The organism is Citrobacter sp. MGH100, from assembly GCF_001034465.1.
Lineage (GTDB): Bacteria > Pseudomonadota > Gammaproteobacteria > Enterobacterales > Enterobacteriaceae > Citrobacter > Citrobacter youngae.
On sequence record NZ_KQ089800.1, the window covers coordinates 2,421,120 to 2,447,521 of the forward strand.

General features: G+C 49.6%; 25 protein-coding genes. 11 read left to right on the forward strand and 14 right to left on the reverse strand.

The features are described 5' to 3' along the window. Positions 1-115 precede the first annotated feature (115 nt). Together SK32_RS11375 and SK32_RS11380 are read right to left on the reverse strand one after the other, a co-directional pair. On the reverse strand, positions 116-1,099 hold the full coding sequence (locus SK32_RS11375) for an AraC family transcriptional regulator (RefSeq protein ID WP_048212515.1): 984 nt from the start codon (positions 1,097-1,099) through the stop codon (positions 116-118). Positions 1,100-1,214: 115 nt separating this feature from the next. After that, complete coding sequence (locus SK32_RS11380; RefSeq protein ID WP_048212516.1) at positions 1,215-2,120, reverse strand: LysR substrate-binding domain-containing protein; 906 nt, start codon at positions 2,118-2,120, stop codon at positions 1,215-1,217. A gap of 109 nt (positions 2,121-2,229) precedes the next feature. On the opposite strand from SK32_RS11380, the gene SK32_RS11385 reads away from it, so the two are divergent. Then, a complete protein-coding gene (locus SK32_RS11385) occupies positions 2,230-2,847 on the forward strand; it encodes a LysE family translocator (protein ID WP_048212517.1) in 618 nt (205 codons plus the stop codon). Between the two features lie 405 nt (positions 2,848-3,252). Here SK32_RS11385 and SK32_RS11395 read toward each other — a convergent pair whose 3' ends face one another. The 4 genes from SK32_RS11395 to pepT all read right to left on the reverse strand — a co-directional run bounded on the left by SK32_RS11395 (position 3,253) and on the right by pepT (position 8,002). Then, entirely contained in the window at positions 3,253-3,861 is a 609-nt protein-coding gene (locus SK32_RS11395; protein WP_075551401.1) for a DUF2913 family protein, read from the reverse strand. Positions 3,862-4,016: 155 nt separating this feature from the next. Beyond that, positions 4,017-4,997: an IS5-like element IS5 family transposase gene (locus tag SK32_RS11400; RefSeq protein ID WP_000019402.1), complete on the reverse strand. Its 981-nt coding sequence runs from the start codon at positions 4,995-4,997 to the stop codon at positions 4,017-4,019. Positions 4,998-5,387: 390 nt separating this feature from the next. Then, positions 5,388-6,749, reverse strand: a complete 1,362-nt coding sequence (gene dcuC / locus SK32_RS11405; RefSeq protein ID WP_048212519.1) for a C4-dicarboxylate transporter DcuC — start codon at positions 6,747-6,749, stop codon at positions 5,388-5,390. After that, entirely contained in the window at positions 6,746-8,002 is a 1,257-nt protein-coding gene (gene pepT, locus SK32_RS11410) for a peptidase T (RefSeq protein WP_048212520.1), read from the reverse strand. Before pepT ends, dcuC begins: the two co-directional genes overlap by 4 nt. Positions 8,003-9,318: 1,316 nt before the next feature. Here pepT and SK32_RS11415 point away from each other — a divergent pair. Together SK32_RS11415 and SK32_RS11420 are read left to right on the forward strand one after the other, a co-directional pair. Then, on the forward strand, positions 9,319-9,576 hold the full coding sequence (locus tag SK32_RS11415) for a YjhX family toxin (RefSeq protein WP_048212521.1): 258 nt from the start codon (positions 9,319-9,321) through the stop codon (positions 9,574-9,576). Positions 9,577-9,586: 10 nt separating this feature from the next. Beyond that, entirely contained in the window at positions 9,587-10,333 is a 747-nt protein-coding gene (locus SK32_RS11420; protein ID WP_048212522.1) for an SAM-dependent methyltransferase, read from the forward strand. Between the two features lie 56 nt (positions 10,334-10,389). Here SK32_RS11420 and SK32_RS11425 read toward each other — a convergent pair whose 3' ends face one another. Further along, the gene (locus tag SK32_RS11425) at positions 10,390-10,959 is read right to left on the reverse strand and encodes a DJ-1/PfpI family protein (RefSeq protein WP_048212523.1); all 570 of its coding nucleotides are present in this window, start codon (positions 10,957-10,959) and stop codon (positions 10,390-10,392) included. A 397-nt stretch (positions 10,960-11,356) separates the two neighbouring features. On the opposite strand from SK32_RS11425, the gene SK32_RS11430 reads away from it, so the two are divergent. From SK32_RS11430 to SK32_RS11460, 7 genes are all read left to right on the forward strand, one after another. Continuing rightward, positions 11,357-12,469 (forward strand): agmatine deiminase family protein, encoded by a 1,113-nt coding sequence (locus tag SK32_RS11430; RefSeq protein ID WP_048212524.1) that lies wholly within the window; start codon positions 11,357-11,359, stop codon positions 12,467-12,469. A gap of 140 nt (positions 12,470-12,609) precedes the next feature. Then, positions 12,610-13,146 (forward strand): tetratricopeptide repeat protein, encoded by a 537-nt coding sequence (locus tag SK32_RS11435; protein WP_040232840.1) that lies wholly within the window; start codon positions 12,610-12,612, stop codon positions 13,144-13,146. Positions 13,147-13,354: 208 nt separating this feature from the next. After that, entirely contained in the window at positions 13,355-15,007 is a 1,653-nt protein-coding gene (locus SK32_RS11440; protein ID WP_048212626.1) for an ATP-binding protein, read from the forward strand. Then, positions 15,000-15,695, forward strand: coding sequence for a response regulator (locus SK32_RS11445; RefSeq protein ID WP_040232843.1), 696 nt, complete (start codon positions 15,000-15,002; stop codon positions 15,693-15,695). The genes SK32_RS11440 and SK32_RS11445 overlap by 8 nt, the downstream gene beginning before the upstream one ends. 260 nt (positions 15,696-15,955) lie before the next feature. Continuing rightward, positions 15,956-17,044, forward strand: a complete 1,089-nt coding sequence (locus SK32_RS11450) for an ABC transporter substrate-binding protein (protein WP_048212525.1) — start codon at positions 15,956-15,958, stop codon at positions 17,042-17,044. 75 nt (positions 17,045-17,119) lie between these two features. Continuing rightward, positions 17,120-18,889, forward strand: coding sequence for an ABC transporter permease (locus tag SK32_RS11455; RefSeq protein WP_040232845.1), 1,770 nt, complete (start codon positions 17,120-17,122; stop codon positions 18,887-18,889). Then, positions 18,882-19,952 carry an ABC transporter ATP-binding protein gene (locus SK32_RS11460; RefSeq protein WP_005133552.1) on the forward strand — a complete coding sequence of 357 codons (1,071 nt, stop codon included), beginning with the start codon at positions 18,882-18,884 and terminating at the stop codon, positions 19,950-19,952. Before SK32_RS11455 ends, SK32_RS11460 begins: the two co-directional genes overlap by 8 nt. A 369-nt stretch (positions 19,953-20,321) precedes the next feature. Here the strand turns inward: SK32_RS11460 and SK32_RS24720 are convergent, their stop codons facing one another. The 4 genes from SK32_RS24720 to SK32_RS11475 all read right to left on the reverse strand — a co-directional run bounded on the left by SK32_RS24720 (position 20,322) and on the right by SK32_RS11475 (position 22,407). Next, positions 20,322-20,690: a TA system toxin CbtA family protein gene (locus SK32_RS24720; RefSeq protein ID WP_023303149.1), complete on the reverse strand. Its 369-nt coding sequence runs from the start codon at positions 20,688-20,690 to the stop codon at positions 20,322-20,324. A gap of 20 nt (positions 20,691-20,710) precedes the next feature. Then, the gene (locus tag SK32_RS11465) at positions 20,711-21,037 is read right to left on the reverse strand and encodes a type IV toxin-antitoxin system YeeU family antitoxin (RefSeq protein WP_023303148.1); all 327 of its coding nucleotides are present in this window, start codon (positions 21,035-21,037) and stop codon (positions 20,711-20,713) included. A 12-nt stretch (positions 21,038-21,049) separates the two neighbouring features. Continuing rightward, entirely contained in the window at positions 21,050-21,520 is a 471-nt protein-coding gene (gene radC, locus SK32_RS11470; RefSeq protein WP_023303147.1) for a RadC family protein, read from the reverse strand. Positions 21,521-21,585: 65 nt separating this feature from the next. Further along, positions 21,586-22,407, reverse strand: coding sequence for a DUF932 domain-containing protein (locus SK32_RS11475; protein WP_023303146.1), 822 nt, complete (start codon positions 22,405-22,407; stop codon positions 21,586-21,588). A gap of 55 nt (positions 22,408-22,462) precedes the next feature. Between SK32_RS11475 and SK32_RS26595 the strand changes: the two genes are divergently transcribed. Further along, positions 22,463-22,585, forward strand: a complete 123-nt coding sequence (locus tag SK32_RS26595) for a hypothetical protein (protein WP_255740893.1) — start codon at positions 22,463-22,465, stop codon at positions 22,583-22,585. Positions 22,586-23,096: 511 nt separating this feature from the next. On the opposite strand, the gene SK32_RS11485 is transcribed toward SK32_RS26595, so the two are convergent. The 3 genes from SK32_RS11485 to SK32_RS11495 all read right to left on the reverse strand — a co-directional run bounded on the left by SK32_RS11485 (position 23,097) and on the right by SK32_RS11495 (position 26,003). Then, positions 23,097-23,936: a hypothetical protein gene (locus tag SK32_RS11485; RefSeq protein ID WP_023303145.1), complete on the reverse strand. Its 840-nt coding sequence runs from the start codon at positions 23,934-23,936 to the stop codon at positions 23,097-23,099. 58 nt (positions 23,937-23,994) lie between these two features. After that, complete coding sequence (locus SK32_RS11490; protein WP_048212526.1) at positions 23,995-24,429, reverse strand: hypothetical protein; 435 nt, start codon at positions 24,427-24,429, stop codon at positions 23,995-23,997. 308 nt (positions 24,430-24,737) lie between these two features. Beyond that, a complete protein-coding gene (locus SK32_RS11495) occupies positions 24,738-26,003 on the reverse strand; it encodes a hypothetical protein (RefSeq protein ID WP_023303143.1) in 1,266 nt (421 codons plus the stop codon). Positions 26,004-26,402 lie beyond the last annotated feature (399 nt).

A 26,402-nucleotide genomic window follows, 5' to 3' on the forward strand; every position in this document is an offset into this window, starting at 1 on the left:
CTGTAAATGAGAATTATTGCCATTTTTGTATCAGGAGTCGCTATGCCGAATGCCAGGTTGCGTATGCGCAGCGCCAAATTATGAATCAGCTTCGCGCATAAAACGGGAAAATGGATTAGCAAAGTTTGAGAACATCACCAGGCGGGAAGCCATAGCGACGACGAAAAGCGGTAGAGAAGTTAGTTGCGTGCTGATAACCCGACATCCAGGCCGCCTGCTGTACGCTGTATCCTTCCAGTAAATAGCCGCGCGCACGTTCCAGACGGCAGTCGCGCAGGTAGTCAAAGACGGAACAGCCATATGCCGCACGGAACTTGCTGCGCAAACTGCTGGGGCTCATCGCTGCGCGCTGCGCCAGCTCGTTAAGCGTGTAGTCATTTTCAGGGGATTGCTCCAACAGACGGCGCACCCTTTCCAGCCGCTGCTGTTCGCCACTGGCGGCGAGGCATTTGCCGCTTTCCACCTGACAAACGCTGAGACCGTGACCAAATAATTGTAAAATCAGTCCTTCCAGCATCAACTGGCGGGAAACATGGCTAAGTGAGCCCTGCTGCGCATACTGTAATCCGCTGAGTAAAAACCCCGGCACCTGCCAAATAAGCGTTGGCGTCTGACAGTTTTCCCACTCACGCATGAGGGATTCAAGTAATCCTTTGCGCCATGCTCCGTCAGGATACAACCCGAGTGATAGCGTCCGTAGCTTGCAGTCGGCAGGGTGACGAGCGCTCATTGCCTGGCGTTCACTCAGACGCGAACTAAACGCCATGCCGGAACGTACCACATGTTCCTGCCCGTTGAGCGTCAGTATCACGCAACCTTCCAGCACCACCAGCATATACAAAGGGCTACTGTGCCGGGAGGTAGTTTCATACGGTTGCAGCACCTGTACATCAGAGTGTGTGACGCACATCCCGCAAGGGAGCATCATCTCCTCTACTTCCCCTTGCAATACAGCACTGGAACACGGAAGACCCGTTTTTTGCGCCAGCAACGGAAAACGGTAATCGATCCCGTAACGCTCACCAAAGTCCCTAAACTCACTGACGGAGAAGGTGCGGGTAAAACGTCCGGATGTATTCTGGATGGTGGTGTTGTTCATGCTGTCTTCTGCACAAGAAATGGAATTTGCAATGTACGATGGGTGGCAACATTACCATTACCCGCACAACACAACAATAATAATGAGAATCGTTATCAATATGGTGTTCTGCGGGTTACTCCAGCCAGAGCAGTTCTGCTATGTCAGCCTCAGGCGCAGATTCTTTTAACCAGCGATACAGCAACTCAATATTTCGAAGCCGGGTTGACGCTTTTGGCCAGACGAGATAATAACCGTCCCCTGTCGCGACCACCTGTTTAAACGGTAACGCCAGCATCCCACTCTCAATAGCCGTCAGGCTTAATAGCAGATCGGCGACCGCTACCCCATGCCCGCTCATTGCCGCAAGACTCCCCTGCTCCAGGGTGTCGAACACGTTGCCACGTGCCAGGTTCAACGCAGGAAACGCCCCGGTACGCTGCAGCCAGCGACGCCAGTCGCGGCGATCGGCGGAAGGATGAATCAATTCACAGGCGGCGATATCACTTTGCGCCTGAGCCTGCAACGCAGGCGCACAGACCGGGATTAGCCACTCCTGAAACAGCAAACGACTGTCCGTATCCTCGCCAAAATAACCATTCCCCAACAGGATTGCACAGTCATACGGTTCGCGACTGAATGCGACGGAATCGGTGTCCATCCACACACTGGAGATTTCAATCACCGGCGTTGGATGGGCTTCCCGGAAATGCCGCAGCACATCCAGCAGCCAGCGCATGGTCAACGTTGAGGGTGCTTTCAACCGCAGCTCATGACTGCTGCTACGAAAAGCATGGCAGGCATGTTCTAAACTCTGAAACCCGGCCGTCAGCTGTTGCGCTAACCCCTGCCCTGAAGGCGTTATCTCAATACGGGGGCCGCTACGAACAAACAGTTCGCAGCCAAACCAGGCTTCCAGTGTGCGAATATGACGGCTTACCGCACCAGGCGTGACGTTCAGTTGAATAGCCGCTTTACTAAAGGACCCCAGACGGGCAGCAGCTTCGAAAGCTCTCAGGGCATACAGCGGGGGTAGCGTCATCATCGGCTTCTATGTTGAGTTTTACTCACAGTAGAGCGCAGTTTTATTCGTTTTTCAATGTGGCACGCAAGCGGAATACTGATGAAAAATAACGTCAGGATCATCAGATATGAATCTCGCTTTACTGGCTATATACAGCCTCTCGGTGCTAACACTGTTGCTAACGCCTGGTCCTGTTGTGGCACTGATTACCGCGACGGCGGCACAGTACGGCTATCGCCAGGCCTTTATGACGCTATGCGGAACTAACGGTGCTTCATTGCTCTTGCTTGCGCTCGCTGCGCTGATGCTGGCGGGGGTGGTATCACTCTCTCCTCTGCTGCTGTGTGTGTTGGGTCTCGCCGGATCGCTGTATATCGGCTATAGCGCGTTTTGCAGTCTGTGGGCAAGAAATCAAGCCGCCTGCGAAGACTCTCGCCAGCCGTCTCATGGGGGATTTATCAACGGTTTTCTGATTGGCGTATCAAACCCGAAAGATATTCTGTTTTTCGTTTCATTCTTTCCACAGTTCATCACCATTACCCATAATTTCGCCACCAGCATGCTGATACTCACGCTGGTATGGATCATTTTTGACGTTGCCGTTCTGTCATTTTATATCGTGATTTTCAAACGCTGGATGCCCACGCGGTTTGTCAGATACAGCGTTTTTATCTCATCCCTGTTCCTGCTGGCGGTAGCGGTGTTTGGCATTATCTATAACACCAATGCAATACGAATGTTGTAGCCCGCATAATCAGGTCATGATGATTTTACCGATGTCTGATGTAATTTATCGGTGTTAATATTCAGCACATCAGAGAATATATACCGTAATATTTCCCCGACTTTCTGCCGGAACTCTGACCCAGGATAATGCGTCAACCGTGATAATCGCCATTTCATTTTCCAACCTTAGCAGGGGAGTCTTGTCGTCAGGAACAGATGAACTTTCGCATATTTCGATTACCCCTCGAAAAGCGATGAACACACGGTCAGGAACATCAGATAACTTTATCCATTCAGTCGTGATCGTTAACTTTCGCGTAAACATCCCCGATCCCTCTATCGCGATTTATATCTCAGAATGTAAAATCTGGCTACAACAACATATTATGACTGGCAAATTTCATTTATGTATCGCCAGTGTTCATCACCCATCCAGATTAAAATAAAAGTAGTAAAACTCATTTGAAGTATGCTTTACAAACTCAACCGGAAGATTATTTTTGATGAACAGCGACTTTGCAAATTCGACATCACCATAAACCCGAAGACAGAAAGGTTTTAATATCTCGCCCTGAGTACCAAAGCACTCCTGAAGTCGGGTGTCATCCATAAAAATAAAATTGCCTTTGCGAACCTTAACATCTTCACTCAAATCACGCCATTTCCCGGGTGTGAGAAGAAAACTCTCCCAGCCATTATTCCTTAGATTTTCAATAACATGAGTAAATTTAAAATAGTAACTCTGCATTGTGACATCACCACTTGATGTAGCATATAAATACTCTATCTTAAATTTAAGTTGGGCATTAATGCTTTTCCTTTTCCCCTCTTCTATTAACCACTGAAGTTCGTTGGCGATAGTTTTTGAAAATATCTTCCTTTTTTTCGCAATCGCCAGCCAGTTCATAATGAAGAGATGCTCTGATATTTTAGAGTAAATCTTCTGGTCCTGTATTGCGATACCCACGGCAACTAATGCACTCCAGGTAAACGTTTCAAGTTCATCCTGGTAATTGTGCCTCGATGCGCTGATCTTTCCTAAGGAAGGTGCGAATAAGCGGGGAAATTCTTCTCGGCTGACTCAGTCATTTCATTTCTTCATGTTTGAGCCGATTTTTTCTCCCGTAAATGCCTTGAATCAGCCTATTTAGACCGTTTCTTCGCCATTTAAGGCGTTATCCCCAGTTTTTAGTGAGATCTCTCCCACTGACGTATCATTTGGTCCGCCCGAAACAGGTTGGCCAGCGTGAATAACATCGCCAGTTGGTTATCGTTTTTCAGCAACCCCTTGTATCTGGCTTTCACGAAGCCGAACTGTCGCTTGATGATGCGAAATGGGTGCTCCACCTTGGCCCGGATGCTGGCTTTCATGTATTCGATGTTGATGGCCGTTTTGTTCTTGCGTGGATGCTGTTTCAAGGTTCTTACCTTGCCGGGGCGCTCGGCGATCAGCCAGTCCACATCCACCTCGGCCAGCTCCTCGCGCTGTGGCGCCCCTTGGTAGCCGGCATCGGCTGAGACAAATTGCTCCTCTCCATGCAGCAGATTACCCAGCTGATTGAGGTCATGCTCGTTGGCCGCGGTGGTGACTAGGCTGTGGGTCAGGCCACTCTTGGCATCGACACCAATGTGGGCCTTCATGCCAAAGTGCCACTGATTGCCTTTCTTGGTCTGATGCATCTCCGGATCGCGTTGCTGCTCTTTGTTCTTGGTCGAGCTGGGTGCCTCAATGATGGTGGCATCGACCAAGGTGCCTTGAGTCATCATGACGCCTGCTTCGGCCAGCCAGCGATTGATGGTCTTGAACAATTGGCGGGCCAGTTGATGCTGCTCCAGCAGGTGGCGGAAATTCATGATGGTGGTGCGGTCCGGCAAGGCGCTATCCAGGGATAACCGGGCAAACAGACGCATGGAGGCGATTTCGTACAGAGCATCTTCCATCGCGCCATCGCTCAGGTTGTACCAATGCTGCATGCAGTGAATGCGTAGCATGGTTTCCAGCGGATAAGGTCGCCGGCCATTACCAGCCTTGGGGTAAAACGGCTCGATGACTTCCACCATGTTTTGCCATGGCAGAATCTGCTCCATGCGGGACAAGAAAATCTCTTTTCTGGTCTGACGGCGCTTACTGCTGAATTCACTGTCGGCGAAGGTAAGTTGATGACTCATGATGAACCCTGTTCCATGGCTCCAGATGACAAACATGATCTCATATCAGGGACTTGTTCGCACCTTCCCTAAATCACTGACCACTTAAAACCCACCCAGATAAATCGTTATCACATTTGGACTTGGCATCACTTCATTTAAAAAACTACTACAATTAAAACCAGCATAATATGATCCAGATTAATTAATTCTCACGTATAAAAAACGCCAGATTAACATATTACCTTCCTTAATCATTCATCTATATACGACACCGTGGTAGAACAATAAGAATAATGCGATAAAGATGAAAACAAATAATAACTTATGACAACCAGTTTTATTTGAGATTATAAATAACATTATCAAGCAAACCTCCGTGCCCCGGAGGTTTGCTTGCAGCAGTTACGACTAATAGAAAATACCGATAATCAAAGTATGGGTGACAAAGCCCACAATAAGCGGTACAGCAGTACGTTTAACTACATCGAAAGGTGTAATTTTTGCCCCACTTGAAACCGCAATAACAACACCGGATACCGGCGAAATAGCCCGCCCCATATGTGATGCCTGCTGCATAGGTAGGATCATAGCAACCGCGTTAGCGCCCATGCTCGCGGCAATTTGTGGGATTAACTCAACAAATGCCAGGAATGGCGCATTCCCCGAGCCCATAATAATTGCTGCCGCAAGCGTCACCAGCGCAAAGACGACGGCCATCGCAAAGGGTGGTAATCCGACATGTTCTGCCATCAAAATTAACTGATCAATGGCACCAATGACTTTGATGCCATGCGCGAAAACTCCGGCTGCGACCAGCAGGCCCACAACACCGGTAAACGCCGCGCCCATTCCTTTCAGAAAATGGCTGAACCCTTCACACACCGACTTTAAATCACGCGCTCGTATCCATTCAATCAGCATACAAATAGCCATTGCGATAAGCACGATGGTGATTATGTTTAGATTAATTCCACTGACAAACATCGCGGATGATCCTACCGCCATCAGTATAGGCAGCATGGGAAGCACAGCATAAAAAGCCGGCGCCTTTCCTGAATCGACAATCTCAGCGCTCCCGATTTCCCGAGGTAACGTCCCCGCGTTGCGATCGCAATGACGTTGCCAGAAAAAATGGCAAACACCGACAACCAGTACGGTTGCAAGCGCTGCTGGCCCCTGGTGGTAAACAACGTATTCCACCACATCCATATTGACTGCTTTCGCTCCCCTGATGGCATCAATCGCTGTTGGGGTGTATGCCACCCCCAGCGAGGTGGCGATGACCCCGGCGGCCGAAGCCGCAGAGAGCCTCAGGCCCAGCATAATCGGGAACATTGTCCCCATCAGTAACACGGCAAGCCCGGTCGCTGAAGGGATGGCCAGTTGCAGGAGACTGGCAAGCAGGTAGGAAAAAAACAGCAGAATATAAGGAGATCTCAGTGCCCGTAACGGTTTCGTCACCACGCGCACCACAGCTTCATTTGCCCCGATATGATCCATGTAGTGAGCAAATCCCATCAACGCCATGATCATCAGACCGAGATCGGCTGCACGTGTGCTGAACAGATCGCGCATAACTTCAAATGGATCGAGAAAAGCAATCCCGGTACTGGCAACCCCCTTCGGCAATACGGAGCCCCATCCGGTTAATCCGGTACAAATCATTAGCACCAGACCCGCGATAAATAACACGGGTTCGGCCCGGTACCCCTTCAGGATCAGACGAGCGACCACAACGATAACCAGAAGGGCAATTATTACCTGAATCATGACTGAGTTCTCCCTTCGGCGAACTCAGCGTAGGTTTCTTCAATAACTGCGACTACAACATCACTGGCTGCCCGTAGCGATCGCACCGGCAAGTATTCATAAATTGAATGGAAATTATGCGCACCGGTAAAAATATTCGGACACGGTAACCCTTTCTGCGACAGAACCGCGCCATCATACCCGCCACGCATGGCGACAGGTTGCGGAGTGATTCCGCATTTCTGATAAGCACGCATAGCAATATCAATAGGATAATGCGAATCGCCCTGCAGGCTATTAAACACATTCGCATAGCGATCGGTTAAATGGCAGACCACGCTATTTTCGCCCCATAGTGCACAGGCACTTACTGCAAGCTGGCGAATAAATGCCATACGGGACTTATAACCTTCTTCACTAAAGTCGCGAATATCCAGTTTCAGTACGGTACGGGCACTGTTACCCTGCAGCTGTTTTACCCAGTAATATCCTTCACGACCTTCCGTATATTCAGGTGCTTCTCCGCCCGGCAGCATCGCAATAAACTTATGCGCCATCAGCAGAGAATTCTTCAGTTTACCTTTAGCTGACATTGGGTGCGCAGATTGACCGGTGAAGATAATTTCCGCATCGCCTGCATTCCAGTTTTCATAGACAAACTCACCTATGCCGCAGCAATCCAGGGTATAGCCAAAATTTGCGCCAAACGCGGCAACATCAAAAGCTTTGGCACCCCGTAGCCCCTGCTCTTCATCAGGAACAAAACCGACCTTCACCGGTCCATGTTTAATCTCCGGATGTGCAACCAGATACTGTATGGCATTCATGATGGCAGCGATGGCAGCTTTATCATCAGCACCTAACAGGCTGGTTCCATCCGTCACGAGCAGGTCATCACCGATATAGTTTTTCAGTTCTGGAAATTCACTTTCGCGCAGATAGATATTATGTTCTTTGTTCAGGCATAAATCGCCACAGCTATAGTGAAGGCGTTGCGCATGCGTGTCTGCAGTCTGTTCGGCACTGGTATCCAGATGTCCAAAAAAGGAAACGACAGGAATATTATCGTCAGTATTTCCAGGTAATGTTGCCGTTACAATCGCCGTATCCCTGACTTCAATGTTTTGCATCCCTAATACTTCAAGCTCTGCTGCGAGCAGTTTTGCCAGCACCATTTGGCCTGGGGAAGACGGCATGATGCCATTTGCGCCATTTTCCCGTGAGGTTGTGGTATTGATTTTGGTGTAGTTAATAAAGCGTTCAACAATATCCATTGTGGGACATCCTTTAATGTTTCATTCATGGGGTACTGCGAGGAGATACCTGCATGCAGCGAGAGAGGGATACATCTGAAGTGTCAAATAAAATCAGCGCTCATCCCAGACCACTGATCTCATGAGTGTTCTGACAACGATTTATATTAAGGAAGATAAAAAACCGATCGTTATGCTTGTAATCAAAAATCGCCTTTTTGATGATCACATCATATTCCCTGCTTGTTTTTACGACTATTTTACATGGTGTTAAGCTAACAGAAGCCATAACAGTTTCCGTCTACCCAAGAGATAATGGAAATCATTTAAGTCTCCATATCCTATAAAGACACAAGGCAAACCATCGCTATATTTTTTTAATGAACGAATACCATTACAGCTACGTGCAACCGTTTGCACTTCTCTAGAAATAGCCATTTAGTGCATTAAAATCCATGAGCAAGGTCACATTTATCCCAACGACAAGAAAAACATATCACGCTGAAAAACAGACAATTATAAGCGCCACTATACTATACCCTGGTAAACAGAGGGATAGCTGAACAATTCATTACGGAATAGAAACGCCGCGGTACTATTATAAAATCATGATATCCGGCATCATTAGTCATAGTAGCTATAATAACACCTGGCACGGTGTTAAATTATTATTAATAGGTGCTACCCGATGAATTACAGGTAAAAAAACCTCTACCCTGAGAAGAGATACAGAGTAGAGGAAATACGGGTGTAAAGGACATACTTATAATTTTAATGATAACAGAAGAGTCTCTTGCAGAATCAAGTATACACATTTCTCACCATAGAGAGAATTCTTAAACAGAAATAATTTACAGAACATCATCCTGCGATAGCTATAATAAATACTGCTTATCATAAATAAAACAATCAATCCCGACACGCTTAAATCAGGCTAATATATTAGCGTGTAATATAAGAACGAAGAGTGCAGAATAACTCAAATTCATATTTCCTAAAGCCATTTAACTATAAAATATTTTAATGATTTAATATGTTAATAACATTACAACAATTTAAAGCTATTCGATGCGACGGGATGTCCTTCCAGGCCATTTTTCCGTTGCGGGTCACACTTTTACTGGCGCAAGATTCCCATCCAACATTCCACTGCTATCATACACCGTGTAAATACCTTTCAACTCAACCCGAGGCTTTGATGCTGGAGAATGTCATCATCAGATAATCAGTTTGCCGACCTTATCAGGCCGGACTGGTTATCAATGCGCTGAAATCGAATGCGGACACCGCTGTGTGTTTGCACGTTTTGCACATGATGATTAAACAGGTTTCCCAGTATGAATTTATCCCGTCAGGAACAACGTACCTTACACGTTCTCGCCAAAGGTGGCCGCATTGCGCACGTCCGCGACAGCGCTGGCCGCGTCACATCCGTTGAATGTTATAGCCGTGAAGGATTGCTGCTCTGCGACTGCACGCTTGAGGTGTTTAAAAAGCTCAGAACCAAAAAGTTGATCAAATCCGTCAATGGTCAGCCCTACCGCATCAACACCACCGGATTAAACAATGTTCGCGCCCAGTTAGATAATCGCTAAGGAGAGAGTGATGGATATTCCCAAGATTTTTACGATCAGCGAAAGCGCTCATCGCATTCATAATCCGTTCACCGCGCAAAAATATGCCACGTTAGGTCAGGCGCTATGTATGACGCCAGGAACCCGTGTTCTGGATCTGGGCAGTGGTTCCGGTGAGATGCTCTGCACCTGGGCACGCGACCATGGCATTACGGGGATCGGTATTGATATGAGCCAACTGTTTAGCGCACAAGCCAGACAACGCGCGGAACAGTTGGGCGTCACCGATCGCGTGAGCTTTATCCATAACGATGCGGCAGGTTATGTCGCGGATGAAAAATGCGATATCGCTGCCTGCGTCGGCGCAACGTGGATTGCAGGCGGTGTCGCCGGGACAATCACGCTGCTGGCAAAGAGCCTCAAACCTGGCGGAATCATCGTGATCGGTGAACCGTACTGGCGTCAAATGCCCGCCGCAGAAGATATTGCCCAGGCATGCGGAGCCGGCTCGGTGGCCGATTTTCTTTCCCTTGCCGACCTCGTTTCGTTTTTCGACAAACTGGGCTACGACCTGGTTGAAATGGTGCTGGCAGACCAGGAAGGCTGGGATCGATACGAAGCCGCTAAGTGGTTGACGATGCGTCGATGGCTGGAGGCGAACCCAAATGATGACTTTGCGCAGGAAGTCAGAGAGCAACTGAGGACGTCACCGGGACGCCATGTCACCTTCACCCGGGAATATCTCGGCTGGGGAGTATTCGCACTCATGCAACGGTAATTTTTTGCAGTCGGTATAGCCGGATGGGTTATACCGACCTGCAAAGCCGGTACCCGTTACTTCATTAATACTTCAACAAATTTAGCCAACCAGGCAGGATGAGCAGGCCATGCCGGCGCGGTAATCAGATTACCGTCGACGTGCGCCTGGTCAATCCCGATATCGGCATAATGCCCACCGCTCAACCGAACTTCTGGCGCACACGCTGGATACGCGCTGCAGGTCCGGTTTTCTAACACTCCGGCTGCCGCCAGCAGTTGCGGGCCATGACACACCGCGGCGATAGGTTTACCCGCAGAGTTAAAGTCTTGTACCAGTTGAATGACATCCGGATTCAGACGTAAATACTCCGGCGCCCGCCCGCCAGGGATCAACAAGGCATCATAATCCGCCTCGCGCGCATCAGAGAAATTCGCATTCAAGGTGAAGCGATGCCCGGGTTTCTCACTGTAGGTCTGCGCCCCATCAAAATCGTGAATGGCGGTCTGAACGTAGTCACCCTGACTTTTATCCGGACAGACGGCATCCACACGATGCCCAAGCATTTGCAAAGCCTGAAAAGGCACCATCGTTTCATAATCTTCGACATAATCTCCGACCAGCATCAGTATCTTCTTCATGCACATCCCCCACTCACGGTTATTAATGATGAGAAATAACGGCCATCTTTACTATAGTCCACACGGTTCATGGCATTAATAAATACAACAGAACAACCGGCCAGATCACAATCCGCGACAAGGCCCGTCAGACGAGGCTTCAGAGCCAACGGCGTGACACATGTTCATGCTGATAAATATAAATTATATATAAATATATAGTTGAGAAATTTTAATAGTAGTCAATTTCACTCATAATATAAAACTAAGAGATTGCAACGAATATCTCCTGTGCTATATTCCGCATGAAACTTACCCGCAATCAATTTATTTATTATTCAATATTTAAAATACGCAGAGCATTAATTATCTATTATTATTTTATTCATCCAATATCAGATAAATATACGCAAAGGTTAATCCCATGATAACAAGACGTTCATTTGTCAGGCAGAGCCTGGTGACGTCAACGAGTATGCTACTCGCCAGCATGACGGGTATCAGTTTAAGCCAGGTTGCCTGCGCAGCAGAGAGCCGCCGCTGGCAGATGCCGGATGAAGGAGCACCTCATGCTGCCACCTGGATGGCGTTTGGTGCCAGTGTGGCTATCTGGGAACCTCACCTGCTTCCCGTGGTACGGAAAAATCTGGCGCTGGTCGCGAACACCATTGCCGCCTTTGAACCCGTGAATATGCTGGTGCGCGAAGAAGACCACGCGCTCGCGGCAAAACTATGTGGGCCATCAGTTAACCTGCTGGTTCATCCAATTGACGATCTGTGGATCCGCGATACCGGACCAGTATTTGTGAAAAGCCCCCACGGCATGCCCGGTGGCGTTGGATTTAACTTCAACGGCTGGGGCGAGAAGCAGGAACACGATCGCGATGCCGAAGTGGCTGAATTTGTCACAGATTATGCTAAAGCTGAATTTATCCGCTCAACCTTGATCCTTGAAGGTGGCGGGATAGAGGTAGACGGCGAAGGGACAGCCATTATTACCGAAAGTTGTGTTCTCAATCCCAACCGCAACCCGGGCGTCAGTAAAGTTGAATGTGAAGCCGAATTAAAGCGCCTGCTGGGACTGGATAAGATCATCTGGCTACCAGGTATTGCCGGAAAGGATATTACCGACGGCCATACGGACTTTTACGCCAGATTCACACATCCGGGTACGGTGGTAGCGGGTCTTGAGCAGGACCCAACATCGTTTGACTACGCTGTAACCCGGCGACATCTGGAAATCTTACGCACAGCCACAGATGCAAAAGGACGGCACCTGAACGTGATCACGCTGGAAGGACCATCAACTATTCGCCAGAGCTATGCGAACAGTGATTTTGCCGCCGGTTATATCAATTTCTATCTGTGTAATGATGCGGTCATTGCGCCGGAGTTTGGCGATAAACGCACGGACCGTAACACGCGCGATATTTTGCAGGAGCAATTTACCGGGCGTGAGATTATTCAATTGAATATCGACGGTATCGCGGCCGGTGGCGGCGGTATTCACTGTGCGACCCAGCAACAGCCTCGTTAGCGGCTCCTCCTTCTTTGCTAATAAAGCGGTGTATTAAAAATAAACGGCAGGTCAATTTATAGGCATCGATAATGAATAAAGCATGGTCTGCGCGGTTTACAGCATGCAAGAACCTTCACTCATACCGAGAGGACAGGACCATGAAGATGCACGCCAGGACGAAAATACTGCCGTTGATTTGCCTGATCTCAGGCGGGCTGCTCTACTCCGCTGCAGCCAGCGCCATGGGAAATGACGATACCACCACACCAACATGCCCGAAGGGTCAGGTTTACGACAACAAAACCCAAAAATGTTTGCCAGAAAAAAGCAGCATGATCGACGATCAGGATAAAACGCAGTATGCGTATCACCTGGCGAAAACCGGCCATTATCAGGATGCCATCAATTTACTCGATACCTTACAGCAGCCCAATACGCGTGAAGCCTGGAACTATCGAGGCTACGCGACACGCAAGCTAGGGCGTACGGATGAAGGGATAAGTTACTACCAACGATCGATTGCCCTTGATCCGCACTATGCGAGAGTGCGCGAATATCTTGGGGAAGCATGGATGGTTAAAAGCCGCCCCGACCTGGCGAAAGCGGAGCTGGCAACCATTAAGAATATCTGCGGCACCCAATGCGAAGAGTATCGCGATCTGAAGGCCGCGATCGACGGACACCCAGAGTCATAGACCGGAAGCGCCAAAAAAATCACCGTCAACGATGCGCATTTTCAATGGATACAGTCGTTGGATCGCATCGTCGACATACCGTTTATTGCCTCAGAAATTTGCGGAGAATGTAGGCAGTTCACAACTCTGTCGTCCCTCGATTACGGTTCGTATTTTCGCATGATAGGCTTTTCAGATGACCCTTTCTGCTCTGGCCGCTGCGGACTACATGAAACTCAGATTGTCCTTTCAGGTAAAGCTGTTCCTCTCACTGGTGGCTTTTTCCTGCCTTCTGCTGGCGCTGCTTGGCGTATTGCTGTTTCACTTTATCGACCGTCAGTTGCACCACGATTTGGGCCAACGCGCGCGCGTACAGGCCAGCGAAATTGCCCTGATTCCCGGTCTGGCAGAAAAAGTACAGCAGCGGGATATTCCCGGTATCGCACAACTGATTCAGCCGCTGCGTGCCGAAAGCGACGCCAGCTATATTGTGATTGGTGATGCGCGTGAACAGCATCTTTACCACTCAGAATCCCCGGAGCGCCTTAACCTGCCGATGATCGGCGGCGACAATGCTGATGTACTGAAGGGCAAAACCATTATCACGGTGCGTAAGGGCGGGATCGGTGTCTCGTTACGCAGTAAGGCACCTATTTTCGATAGCCATCATCAGGTAATCGGCATTGTCTCCGTCGGTTACCTCACCTCCTACATCGCCAATATCAACGCCCGACTGCTGTGGCGCACCGGAATGTACGGCCTTGCCCTGCTGCTGCTGCTGTTTATTTTTTCCTGGTTACTGACCCGCACGCTGAAAAAACAGATGTTCGGCCTGGAACCCAAAGATATCGCCCAGTTGGTGCTACAGCAAAAGGCGTTACTGGAGGCCATGTACGAAGGTGTGTTTGCGGTGAATGCCGATAAGCGGCTAATACTCATCAACCGCGCCGCCAGGGAGATGCTCAATATTCGCCAGAGTGAACAAGCGCTGCTCGGCAAGCCGCTGGATGAGGTGATTCAACTGCCACCGTCGTTTTTCGCGCCAGGCAATACCGCTTATGACAGCCGCCATCACGATCATATTACCGTCCTGAATCAACGGGAAACCATCGTCAACCGCGTGGCTATTGAAGTCGAGCCGGGCACCCAAAGCGGTTGGGTATTCAGCTTCCGCGATAAGAACGATATCAATACGCTCAGCAGCCAACTCAGCCAGGTGACCCGCTATGCCGATAACCTGCGCATCATGCGCCACGAGCAGCTCAACTGGACGGCGACGCTCGTCGGTCTGCTGCAAATGCAGCGCTATGACGATGCGCTGCGTTATATCCAGGTACAGTCAGAGGGGGCCCAGCAGGTGCTGGATTTCCTCTCCAGGCAGTTTGTCTCTCCGGCGCTGTGCGGCCTGCTGCTGGGGAAATATGTCGGTGCCCGCGAGAAAGGCGTTGAGCTGGTTTTCGATCCCGCCTGCCAGCTCTCGCGCCTGCCGGAAGGACTGAGCGAAACGGAGCTGATGTCAGTCATTGGTAATCTGGTGGACAACGCTGTCGATGCCACGCTGAAAACGCCAGCACGTACCGCGCCGGTGGAAGTGTATATATCGGATCGCAACCACGAACTGGTGATTGAAGTGGCTGACCGGGGCTGTGGCGTTGATGAGGCCATGAAGCCGCATATTTTTGAGCAAGGCTTTACCAGTAAACCCACTGACAGCAGTGAACTCACCGGTTCAGAACATGGTATTGGCCTGTACCTGGTCGTGGGCTACGTTCGTCGGGCAGGTGGCAGCATCGAAATAAGCAATAACATCCCACAGGGTACCGTATTTTCGGTTTTCATCCCGTTCCAGATTTCTCTTTCAACAGGATCTTCCCATGACTGATATCCGCCCTCTTGAGGTTGTTATTGTTGAAGATGAGCCGCATCTCGCACAGTTGCATCGGGAGTTTATTGAGCAAAACTTCCATCTGCGCATCGTGGGAATCGCGGGATCGCTGGAACAGGCCCGCGAACTGCTCCTCCTCCATCAGCCACGTCTGCTGCTGCTGGACAACTATTTGCCGGACGGTCAGGGCGTTGAGCTTATTGATAGCCCACTGCTCAAACAGTTTGAATGCTCGGTGATATTCATCACCGCCGCCAGCGATATGCAAACCTGCAGCCATGCTATGCGCAGCGGCGCGTTTGACTACCTGCTAAAACCCGTATTTTCCCACCGTCTGCGGGCCTCGCTGGAGCGCTTTATGTTGCTGGTACACACTCTGCGGCAGGTGAAGGTTGTTGACCAACATGCACTGGATAAACTGTTCAATTTACCCGCGGGTGAGGCATCAACCCAGCCATCAACAAAGGGCATTGAACCTGCAACGCTTGAGCGGGTGAAGCGTATTTTCAGCGAACATCCTGACACCAGTTGGTCAGTCGAACAGGTGGTGAAAGACGCAGGGATCAGTAAAACTACGGGTCGCCGCTATCTGGAGTATTGCGTGGAGATTGGGTTTGTTGTGATTGAGATTCAGTATGGGAATATTGGGCATCCAAGGCGGTTGTACCGGAAGGGGGCTGATTGACAACTCCGTAGGCCGGATAAGCGAAGCGCCATCCGGCTGCGTTCCGTATAGTGCCGGATGGCGCTTCGCTTATCCGGCCTACAGCGGTGAGCATTCCGTTCTCTCAAATCCCTGCGCTCACGGTTTCTATGGTGTTAATTACCGAAACAACGCCAGCAATCACATTTCCACCAGCCGGCTCTCTTCCCCCTCTTGTCTCTCCCCTCTCATCCGCTATGTTGACTTTTAGTTCCCAAAGTGTAACTAGAAGGTTAATAATAATGACAAACACATTCCGCATCTCTCTGATCCCTGCTGCTGTTTTCATGTCGTTTTCTGCCCTGTCCGCGCTACCGCAGGGGTATCCGGCTGACTACCAAAAGGTGGTTGATGCCGCCACCAAAGAAGGCAAAGTCGTGGTTTACTCCACAACGGATACCAAAGCGGCGGAGCCGCTGATTCAGGGCTTTGAAGCCACCTATCCGGGCATCAAAGTTGAATATAACGATATGAACAGCACCGAGCTGTATAACCGTTATATCAGCGAACAGGCTGCTGGCGGCGGCAGCGGTGACGTCATCTGGAGCTCCTCTATGGATACCGCGATGAAGCTCGCGACCGACTATGCCATGGAGTATGTTTCAGCAGAGCAGAACCAGCTACCGAAATGGGCTGTCTGGCACAACAAAGCGTACGGCACCACCTACGAGCCGGTGGTGTTTATTTACAACAAGCGCCTCATCCCGGCGAATGAGGTTCCGGATTCTCACGCCGCGCTGGCAAAGCTGATTGCAGGCCAGGTGGATAAATTCAAAAGCAAAGTCACCACCTACGATATCGAAAAATCCGGGGTTGGCTTCATGCTATCGGTGCTGGATTACAAGGCCGATCCGAACTACTTCAAAACATTGGCCGACGTGGCGAAAGGCGGGTTAGCCGTGCAATCGTCCACCGGTACGATGATGGAGAGGGTTTCATCGGGTGAAAACCTGATTGGTTATAATATCCTCGGCTCTTACGCCGAAGCGCGTGCCAAAAACGACCCGTCACTGGGTATTTCCTATCCGAAGGACTACACCCTGGTGCTGTCACGAGTTTCTTTCATCAGCCAGCAGGCAGAACATAGCAATGCTGCCAAATTGTGGCTGGACTATGTGCTGTCTGAAAAAGGGCAAAACATCCTCGCCAACCAGGCCGATATTCCCTCTATCCGTAACGATATCGAAGGTAAAAATGACATCGACGGTATGACCAAAATGCTGGGTAGCGCGCTGAAGCCGATCCCGGTTGATGAGTCATTACTTGAATACCTGCAACCGAAGAAACGTCTGGACTACATCAAACAATGGCGTGAAGCCGCGGCCAAATAAGAGCCAGAACCAGGTGCACGGTTCACTGGTGCGCCTGGTGCTCGTTTCCTGAATTCGTGTTACCGGATCTCGCTTATGAATGCATTACGCAGAAAGTGGCAAAGCTTGCCGCGCGGCATCGTCGTGCTGTTAACCGCGCTGGTTATCTACACGCCATTGTCGTTCATCGTGATACAAAGCTTTCTGTCCGCGCCGTTTTTCTCGCCGGCAAAGGACTGGAGCCTTGAATCCTTTGGCTTTATTTTTACCGACCCTGACTTCTATAAAGCGCTGAAAAGCGGCTTTATCCTCGCATTCGGTCTGGTCATTATCGCCATTCCTCTGGGCGGCATACTGGCCTTCCTGATGGTACGTACCGACCTACCGGGTAGACGTCTGATTGAGCCGCTGATCCTGGTGCCTATTTTTGTTTCACCGATGGTGCTGGGTTTTGGCTATGTGGTGGCCGCAGGCCCGGTAGGCTTCCTGTCACTGTGGGCACAATCGCTGATTGGCTTCGTGCCGTGGAATATCTACGACATGTCGAGCATCGTGGTCATTGCAGGCCTGACACACGTACCGCACGCTTATCTGTATATCTCATCAGCGCTGCGCAGCGTGAGCTCAGACGTGGAGGAAGCCGCGCGTATCTCCGGCGCTTCCCCGCTGCAGGTGATGACCTCGGTCAGCCTGCCGATGGTTCGCCCCTCGATTCTGTACGCCGTTGTGCTGCTGTTTTTCCTCGGTCTGGAAGTCTTTGGTCTAATGCTGGTGCTGGGCGATCCGGAAGGCAACATGGTGCTGGCGACCTACCTGTACCAGCTGACCAATAAACTGGGTACGCCGTCGTATCACCTGATGGCGGCCGTTGCCGTGGTGCTGATCTGCCTGACCATCCCACTGGTCATGCTACAGCGTCGCCTGATGCGTACCGCTAACCGCTTCGTCACCATGAAGGGTAAAGCCTCGCAGGCCCGCGCGTTACCGCTGGGTAAATGGCGCTGGATAGCGGGTGGTGTGGTCGCGTTTTGGCTGACCATTACCATTGGCGTACCGTTGATGGGTGTGGTGCTGCGTGCGTTTATCTCCAACTGGGGTGTGGGTGTGTCGCTGTGGGATGAGCTGTCGCTTAGCACCTTCCGTACCATCTGGGAACAGCCGAACCTGTTGCGGGCCATCGTCAACTCCATGGCGATTGGCGTAATAGGCGGCGCACTGGCGGTAGGTTGCTATCTGTTTATCGGTATCGCGATGCACCGCAAGCCGGATAACACCACGCGTTTTCTAGACTACAGCGTGCTGGTGCCCCGTGCGGTGCCGGGCCTGCTCGCGGGTCTGGCGTTTTTGTGGGTGTTTCTGTTCTTACCGATGTGGCTCGATAACGCGCTGAAATCCGGCTGGTTATCCGGCATGCCGTGGTCGCAGTGGTTGCGAGACACGCTGATTGTCTGGCTGCGCTCGCTGCGTAGCACCATTTTCAGCGTCTGGCTGGCGTATACGGTGGTATGGATGGCCTACGGCCTGCGCCTCATCTCCTCAACGTTGCTGCAAGTGGGGCCAGAGCTGGAGGAAGCGGCACGCAGCACCGGTGCGACGCGTGGGCAGATTACCCGCCACGTTACCATTCCGCTTTCGCGTTATGGGCTGATTGGCTCATGGCTGCTGATGTTCCTGATCTTTGAGCGTGAGTATTCAACGGGCGTCTATCTGCTGTCGCCAGGCACGGAAACCATCGGTTCGATGCTGGTATCTCTGTGGGCGGCAGGTGCTATCGACATCGTCGCCGCACTCTCGTTTATCAATATTTTGTTGGTGGTGGTGGGCCTGGGTATTGCCCTACGTTTTGGAGTGAAATTACATGATTGAATTATCGGTCGAGAACCTGCACTTAACCTACGGTGATAACCCGGTGCTAAAGGGCGTGACCATGGACCTCAAACGGGGCGAAGTGGTTTCGTTACTGGGACCGTCCGGTAGCGGTAAAACCACCCTCCTGCGCGCGGTGGCCGGGCTGGAAAAACCGACACAAGGGTCAATTACCATCGGCAACAACAAGGTCTACGACGGCACCCCGCGCAGCGAAATCCCAGCCGAAGAGCGTAATCTGGGGCTGGTGTTCCAGTCCTATGCCTTGTGGCCGCATAAAACCGTATTTGAGAATGTGGCCTACCCGCTGAAGTTGCGCAAAGTCTCCACCGCAGAGATCAACCAACGGGTACAGGGTGTGTTGGATCAACTGGGCCTGGGACATCTGGGTAAGCGCCATCCGCATCAACTTTCTGGCGGCCAGCAACAGCGTGTAGCGATTGGCCGGGCGCTGGTTTATAACCCACCCGTGATCCTGCTCGATGAGCCATTATCCAACCTTGATGCAAAACTGCGGGAAGAAGCGCGCGTATTCCTGCGTGAGCTGATTATTAATCTCGGGTTGTCCGCGCTGATGGTGACGCATGACCAGGGAGAAGCGATGTCGATTTCTGACCGCATTTTGTTGCTCAACAACGGCAAAATTGAACAGCAGGGTACGCCGCAAGAGATGTATGGTTCCCCAAAAACGCTGTTCACCGCTGAGTTTATGGGCAGCAACAACCGTCTGCATGGCAAAGTCACTGACGTGCGCGACGGCAAAGCACGTATTGAAGGACGCGACTGGGTTCTGTGGGGTCAGGCGGGCGACGGCGTTCAGGTTGGCTATGAGGGCACCGCGGTGATCCGCGTTGAACGAGTGGTGCTGGCCGACGGGCCAGGCGAAAACCAGTTGGCTCTCCCGTTGCTCACCAGCATGTATCTCGGTGACCGCTGGGAGTACCTGTTCCGCACCGTGGCTGATGATTTTGTCATCCGCGCCTATGGCAACGAAGTTCGCGATCCTCAGCACTGCCACCTGGCGTTACCCGAAAAACATGTTTGGGTGTTCCCAAAATCCTGATGCCAGAAGGGAGCGGCTGTCGCTGCTCCTTTTTCTGGAAGGAGGATAGCGGTAATACAGAAGATATATTTGAGTACAATGGGATGATGATGCTGCTCATCGTGCTGATGACATCAAACGACCTGAGCCTGGTACAGGAAATGGGAAAAATCAGTCCGGAGACATAGAAAAATGGTGCGATAATAGGAACATAACACAACCCATCCAACCATTGATAAATATACATATTTTCTTGTTTCATCTTTATAAATGCCCCCTTTTGTGCCCCCACCTTGTTTTTCATGCGACTCGATGAGGTTTTCATTGAGTCGCCAATCTCACCAGTTTCTTCACAAACCGTGCAAATCTTCTCGGCTCTTGAAGACCCCCTCACTGCCGCGAATGACTAAGAACAATATTACTTACTTCCCGATAAGAGCAACTTTTCATTAATCCACATGCTCTTCTGGCATGAAGGATATCTGTCACGGTCAAATATGGTACTTGTCCCTGTGAGCTAAATCCTCTGCGATCAATGCGAACCAGTTCGTACTTATCTACCAGGAAGTTGACTGCATCGGCCAGGATAATCCCAGCATCAATATGTTCCTTAATTACAGTTTCATCACTGAACGGCGTGTCGTTCAGTGTCAGACCATAGTGCTGTTCAAGCAGACGAGTAAGTAACATTTGCCAGACTGCAACGGGCGACAGGCAGGGCTTCGCCGCCCGCGAAATTGTAGCAGGTAGATTTTTCATGTTTGCTCTCGTGAAATTTGTTAGCGTTGAGTGGGATAAATGGCGATGTATACGTAGCCGCAACTACCAAGGGTATCGGCTTCGCAGGTGAAACCGTTGTGGTACAGAGTGACACAGTGGGCATGGCGAGAATTCATTTCACCAGTGGTCAGCATCGATTCCATCTGACGGATAAAATGCGGAAATACGATATCCAACTTCAGGCATTCGGCGTCACTGAACTTACCGGTGATACTAGCCCGGTCAGCCAGATAGTGCAGCCGGTTGCCTTCCTGAACTAATCTGACTCCAAGCCGTGGAACAATATCGCTTTTTATCCCCCATTCATGGGCTGGTATTAATGACATGAAAACCTTCCTTTAAAGCAAACTAAGTTCAGCAAAAGACACCACCTCGTTTCCGATTACAAGATGATCCAGCACGCGCACTTCCACCAGTGCCAGCGCTTTCATAATCCTCTGAGTAATATGTTTATCCTGCTGGCTGATTTCTGTCGTACCAGACGGGTGGTTGTGAGCCAGAATGACCGCAGCAGCGTTATGTCTCAGGGCTGATTTAACCACTTCGCGGGGATGCACTTCGGTATGGCTGAGCGTGCCGGTAAACAGTGTTTCTCGTCCCAGCAGGCAGTGTTGATTATCGAGATACATCACGATGAAGACTTCCCTCTCCAGGTGCGCCATCTGCAGTTGCAGCCAGGTTTTTGTGAGGCTGGTGGAGGTAAATGACTCACTCGGTTGACGCAGGTATTTCTCAACCAGTCGTAATGCCCTTCGCATTACGCGCTGCTCGTTTACCGGAAACACCGGCGATAAATTGGATACAGACATAATGGTTCCTTAAAACAAAAGGCCCCGCTGGTTTTTTAGCGGGGCCTGAAGAATGATAAAAAGTTTCATGACGCGAGATGCAACATATTCTCGGCCATCACCCACAGAGCACGATTGAGCTTCACATCTCCGTCGATACCGTTTACCGAACGGGTATGAGCACGCTTACCGCTGATCGTGCGCCCCGAAAGACCACCTTTAATCAGGTTTTCCTGAATACGCTGGTAAGTGGTCCACAGGTCGTTGCTCTCGTCCTGCCAGCGACGTGGCGAAAGTATCTGCGATTCCGTCACCGGTTGATGCTCTTCACCAAAGCGATAGGTTAATGCTGCTTTCGCCATTGCCTGCTGTGCGGGTGGCGGCAACAAAAGCGACTGCATGGCATCGCGTTTCTCTTCTACGCGGTCAAATATCCCCAGTACTTCGTAGGCTCCTTCAATGACTTTCTCGACTACGTTGCCTTTGTGCGGCACCCGCACCTCACCGAAACTCTCCCCGCATACCAGCCCGTTCTGGCATACGGCACGAAATAACCCCGGCAGCATCTGGTAAGAGCTGGAACCATCATGGCTGTTCAACAGGATAATTTCTGGCACCTGTTTGCCGGTAATTTGTCCTTCCCGGCGCAGACGAAGCATGTGTTTCGTGTGCTCTCGTTTACTTTCATCCCGGACGCGGGTCTGGCAGGCAAAGAACGGACGAAACCCTTCACGTTGAAGGTTATTCAGCAAAGTAATAGTGGGAATGTAGGTGTAGCGTTCGCTCCGGGATTCATGCTTTTCTTCGCTGAAGACGCTTGGCACATAATGGGCCAGTTCGTCGCGGGTTAATGGGCGGTCACGACGTACAAGGTTGACTGCACCAAAGCGGCTGGCTAAACGTGTCATAGTTAATTCCTTTAAAAATGGGCATAAAAAAGCCACTCCACTGGAGTGGCTTCGGATGGAAGATAAATTATTCAGGGAGAAGCTGGTGGCTGGTCTTGCTGTGGCGACAGTTCACTGTCAGGTAATGTCGGCGGAGTTAGCTTGTCGATCTGGTAATGTTGTAATCGCTGCAGAATAAAGGGTTTACTGTACTGGAAGTATCGAAGACACCATTCGTACTTCACGACTCGCCTTATGATCAGAGGCAAGCGTTCATACGCTTTGCTGCACACCGATAAAACAAAGGCATCATCATTAATTCTGTCCTCTGCTATTGCAGCCAGCCCTTTGATAAAGGAGCGCTTCAGCTTTTGTCGAGAATTAGCTTTCAGGTGAACGTCGGAAGGCGATAGTACGTGTGATCCAGGAGCTTGCACACAAACCGTGTTGCCAGATAGGGGCTTTTTCAGGCAAGAGTGGCGAGTTTTTTTATGAGCCTTATCAGGCTAAGGGTCATCAGGCTGGCTCCCAATGTTTGGCATACGACCGACTTACTCCTTAGCAGAGTGAGTCCTGCAACGCTAAAAACAACGGGCCAGGTCAGATCCAGTGATTGTGTATCTATATCGTCAGGGAATTTCGGGTATTTCATAGGACTGTCCATAATACGTCCGGTATCGCGGGTAGCGTATACCGGACCGGGTAAATAATTAGGGGAGATCGACGGAAGCTATTTCCTCAGAAGCGTTTGTGGGACCACTGTAAACGCCGACGTATTCATTTAGAGGGAAGATAATTACTGCATTATTCTTCGGATCAAAAGTGCAACCATTTAATCCTGCAATTGCAGCAGTTTTCCCTGAGTTTTTATTTTTCACAATCAGTTTATTGTCTGCACAGTTGCTGGCTTTAACAAAACTCACTACATAACCGTCCTGCTCAGCGACGGTTTCAGTCGTCGTTAGTTTTGGCTCAGGGCTACGTCCTGTCTGCCCACTTACGCGCTCGCGGCTGTAAGGAACATATTGAACAGCGTCGTTACGCATGGTTGGCGGGTCGTTGTTCATGCTCAGGTAAACAGGGCAGTCAGCAGCGCCCACTGCACAGCTCTTACTGAAAATAGTACGAGACGGCCAGCCTTTAGTGCCAATGTAGGCTGCACCAGTTTCATCCAGGCAGTAAGTTTCCTCCCATGCATAGTCTTTATTTTGGCCCGGCATGGTGCGGGTGGTAATAAGGCAGGTCAGAGCTTTCACTGGCTTACCGTCGTAGCGGATAAAGTTTTGCTCCAGCGGTGCACCCGGGTACAGCAGGGGCGATATGTTTGCAGCCGCAGCCTTATTTTGCGCATCAACCGAAGCACTGGCCTTTCCGCTATGTTTTACGTTCACGGCCTCGTTGTTCATGTCCCGCAGCATTTCGCCGCCTTTTTCTGTCAGAAAGAAGGTATAGCGCTCAGGATGAATGTTCCCCTGAATAGTGATAGCAGAGCTGAATGCCGGGAGCGAAAGGGTGCAGACTAAAACCAGGCGTGAAATGAATGTCGCCATAAAAGATATCCTTACTGATGATTAACAATGTGGGAGCATGAGTTACTGGAAGGGGTGATTAATGGCTGATGCAGTCTTCCCAGTTGAGGTCCGACAGAGCGTCCCTGAGCCCTGCGGTTTTGAACGGGTGAGATACGGGTTTATTCATCCGGGTGATTTCAATTTGCCCATGGTTGCCTGTGTTTTTGAGCGCTATAAAAGCCGTCTCATCTAGCGGGTAATGAACAGCGTTGATATTGATTCCCATGGATTCTTGTCCATTATCTGGTATATCCATTGGCTCCTTATCAGACCCGCTGTAGCTCACTATCAAATTGCTGTCCCGGCAGGTGATCGTCATACGTTCTCCGGCGCTATTGTCGGCGTTAAGTTCAAACTCCATCGCATTGACAGTGCCAAACCAGTTGCCCCATTGCTGCTCCTGGCCCATGGCGTGCACAACACAGCTAAACAATGTTGCACCGAAAAGAAGTACAGATGTGATCTTCAACATAGAAATTCCTTACTATTGTTTTACAAACGAAAAATGGCCTTTTGTAGTACAAAGGGCCATTCGATCGTATGCATTTTGTCCGGGGCGGGATAATCGTTATTACTGATCAGTTACCAGGAATTGATCGTTATTATCTATGCAAATAACGATCAATAATTCACTATCGATAGGTAGTGACTATCATTATTTGAAGTATCGATCGGTGTTGCAGATCAATGCGGTGAGACACTCCAGAATCTGTCCGGAATGATCTCACCGTGGTAATACAGGTCTGAAAAAAAATGGGATGCGTCAGAACGCGGGGATGCTCAGTCTTCGTCCTTGTCACCTTCCATCATCGCTTTTTGCAACCTCGTCCAGATTTTTTTTGAGGTTGAGCCCGGATTTTTATCTGGCATCGGTGCTGAGTGTTCATCACTGCGAGGTAATTTCCCCATACGTTTCAGAGCTTCCCCAATGGAAATATGCGTAACCTGGCCATCGCTGGAATTATCAGTAGGAGAGGCGTGCAGTACCGTTGCATTATGAGTTTGACAGTCCTTTTCTTCCTTTTCCGTTATTTCATTGACCGGAGCATATTGGCTATAGGACTGTATTTCCGGTATGAAGGACATGTTACTGATAGTAGCAAGCTCGGTAAGTGTTGTGACTGTAAATGGTTCAGAAACGGGATTGGGCGCGGATGTTTTATTCTTTATCCGGGCACGCAAAGATGCTTTTCTTTCTCTGGTATCAGAAGTTGCTCTGTACTGATGTACCTGCCATGCCTTTTTAAAACGTTGCATAAATAGTTCATCTTTTAAAAACAAATAAATGAACAAAAAATAAAACTTAACAGCCATGTATTTTTCAAAGGAGCCTGACGGCCTCAGCATGGACAGCATACTGCTGTTAGTAAAAGGTGCCGGATTGGTTTCTCCTGTATAATGCCCCTCACGGTCTTTTCTCCGGGTATTCATTCGACTTCTATCTTTCTGAATGTATTTCCATGCCCAGTCGCATTTTTTCTTGCTTTTTGGTGAAAGAGGGAAATTTATACTCGAAGGATAAATTTCCTCCCACTTGTTACGAATCTGGCGCATCAGATCGAGCCTGGCTTTAAGGGTCGCAGGTGCACGGTCAAAAAAATCCTCTATAACTGATAGACGCTCTTTATTATCGACAGGGTAAGCATCCAGTTCCAGTTTATTGTAAAGGGAATCATGTATATTGGGATAGCGTTGGTTCCTTATTCTACCAACTATAAAAACGTCCAACTCAAGCAATTTGAATGAATCGTGTATCTGGCTTTTGATAAACAGCCATGTGAAGTAGCAAGCATCAGGTGATTTTTTTACCCAAGAAAATTCAGATGCGGGTATCTGGAGTGATTTAAACTCATTAAAATCTATTGTGTAGATCCTCTTAACCTCATTATCTTTTATCAGTCGCACAGCCTGATTAATTGCCTCTTCAGCGATTTCAATATTACTGCCAAATATGTCATCTGCATTGTAAATGTTTTTAGTTGATGCCAGTTTATTGGTCAGTATGGCCAGATCCTGATCAGATAGATACCACAAGAATAATCTCATGGCCCTCCTGTTATTTATTATTGCACTGTGCAGTGAATTTTCCACAAGTTACGTCCTGTAATACGTTTCGATTAAATTTCAATCATCATAAGGTCAGGTATAAAAATAGTCAAAAAAGAAGAGTGAAAACTAGTTATTTTCATAGCTATAAACGTAGTTTTTTATGTAGTAAAAAATGTAGTACATGACTGGCCTGTAAGTCTCGTAACGTCAGGGCTTTTACCATATTTATGGATGTGATTTCAGCATGGATTTCTGCTTCCAGTTTATCAAAGTGTGACGACAGGGTGACTTCTGAGCATCTGCAGTAAAAGGTTGCAGCTTTTCAAATGCTGCCCAGATCACTGGGAATGTAAAATCGTACATACGCGACCAATGACATGAAAGGATGCCGACCGG

Coding starts and splice junctions, on each gene's coding strand:
- SK32_RS11375 (WP_048212515.1), bottom strand. CDS start 1,099: ATGAACAACACCACCATCCAGAATACATCCGGACGTTTTACCCGCACC.
- SK32_RS11380 (WP_048212516.1), bottom strand. CDS start 2,120: ATGACGCTACCCCCGCTGTATGCCCTGAGAGCTTTCGAAGCTGCTGCC.
- SK32_RS11385 (WP_048212517.1), top strand. CDS start 2,230: ATGAATCTCGCTTTACTGGCTATATACAGCCTCTCGGTGCTAACACTG.
- SK32_RS11400 (WP_000019402.1), bottom strand. CDS start 4,997: ATGAGTCATCAACTTACCTTCGCCGACAGTGAATTCAGCAGTAAGCGC.
- dcuC (WP_048212519.1), bottom strand. CDS start 6,749: ATGATTCAGGTAATAATTGCCCTTCTGGTTATCGTTGTGGTCGCTCGT.
- pepT (WP_048212520.1), bottom strand. CDS start 8,002: ATGGATATTGTTGAACGCTTTATTAACTACACCAAAATCAATACCACA.
- SK32_RS11415 (WP_048212521.1), top strand. CDS start 9,319: ATGAATTTATCCCGTCAGGAACAACGTACCTTACACGTTCTCGCCAAA.
- SK32_RS11420 (WP_048212522.1), top strand. CDS start 9,587: ATGGATATTCCCAAGATTTTTACGATCAGCGAAAGCGCTCATCGCATT.
- SK32_RS11425 (WP_048212523.1), bottom strand. CDS start 10,959: ATGTGCATGAAGAAGATACTGATGCTGGTCGGAGATTATGTCGAAGAT.
- SK32_RS11430 (WP_048212524.1), top strand. CDS start 11,357: ATGATAACAAGACGTTCATTTGTCAGGCAGAGCCTGGTGACGTCAACG.
- SK32_RS11435 (WP_040232840.1), top strand. CDS start 12,610: ATGAAGATGCACGCCAGGACGAAAATACTGCCGTTGATTTGCCTGATC.
- SK32_RS11440 (WP_048212626.1), top strand. CDS start 13,355: ATGAAACTCAGATTGTCCTTTCAGGTAAAGCTGTTCCTCTCACTGGTG.
- SK32_RS11445 (WP_040232843.1), top strand. CDS start 15,000: ATGACTGATATCCGCCCTCTTGAGGTTGTTATTGTTGAAGATGAGCCG.
- SK32_RS11450 (WP_048212525.1), top strand. CDS start 15,956: ATGACAAACACATTCCGCATCTCTCTGATCCCTGCTGCTGTTTTCATG.
- SK32_RS11455 (WP_040232845.1), top strand. CDS start 17,120: ATGAATGCATTACGCAGAAAGTGGCAAAGCTTGCCGCGCGGCATCGTC.
- SK32_RS11460 (WP_005133552.1), top strand. CDS start 18,882: ATGATTGAATTATCGGTCGAGAACCTGCACTTAACCTACGGTGATAAC.
- SK32_RS24720 (WP_023303149.1), bottom strand. CDS start 20,690: ATGAAAAATCTACCTGCTACAATTTCGCGGGCGGCGAAGCCCTGCCTG.
- SK32_RS11465 (WP_023303148.1), bottom strand. CDS start 21,037: ATGTCATTAATACCAGCCCATGAATGGGGGATAAAAAGCGATATTGTT.
- radC (WP_023303147.1), bottom strand. CDS start 21,520: ATGTCTGTATCCAATTTATCGCCGGTGTTTCCGGTAAACGAGCAGCGC.
- SK32_RS11475 (WP_023303146.1), bottom strand. CDS start 22,407: ATGACACGTTTAGCCAGCCGCTTTGGTGCAGTCAACCTTGTACGTCGT.
- SK32_RS26595 (WP_255740893.1), top strand. CDS start 22,463: ATGGAAGATAAATTATTCAGGGAGAAGCTGGTGGCTGGTCTTGCTGTG.
- SK32_RS11485 (WP_023303145.1), bottom strand. CDS start 23,936: ATGGCGACATTCATTTCACGCCTGGTTTTAGTCTGCACCCTTTCGCTC.
- SK32_RS11490 (WP_048212526.1), bottom strand. CDS start 24,429: ATGTTGAAGATCACATCTGTACTTCTTTTCGGTGCAACATTGTTTAGC.
- SK32_RS11495 (WP_023303143.1), bottom strand. CDS start 26,003: ATGAGATTATTCTTGTGGTATCTATCTGATCAGGATCTGGCCATACTG.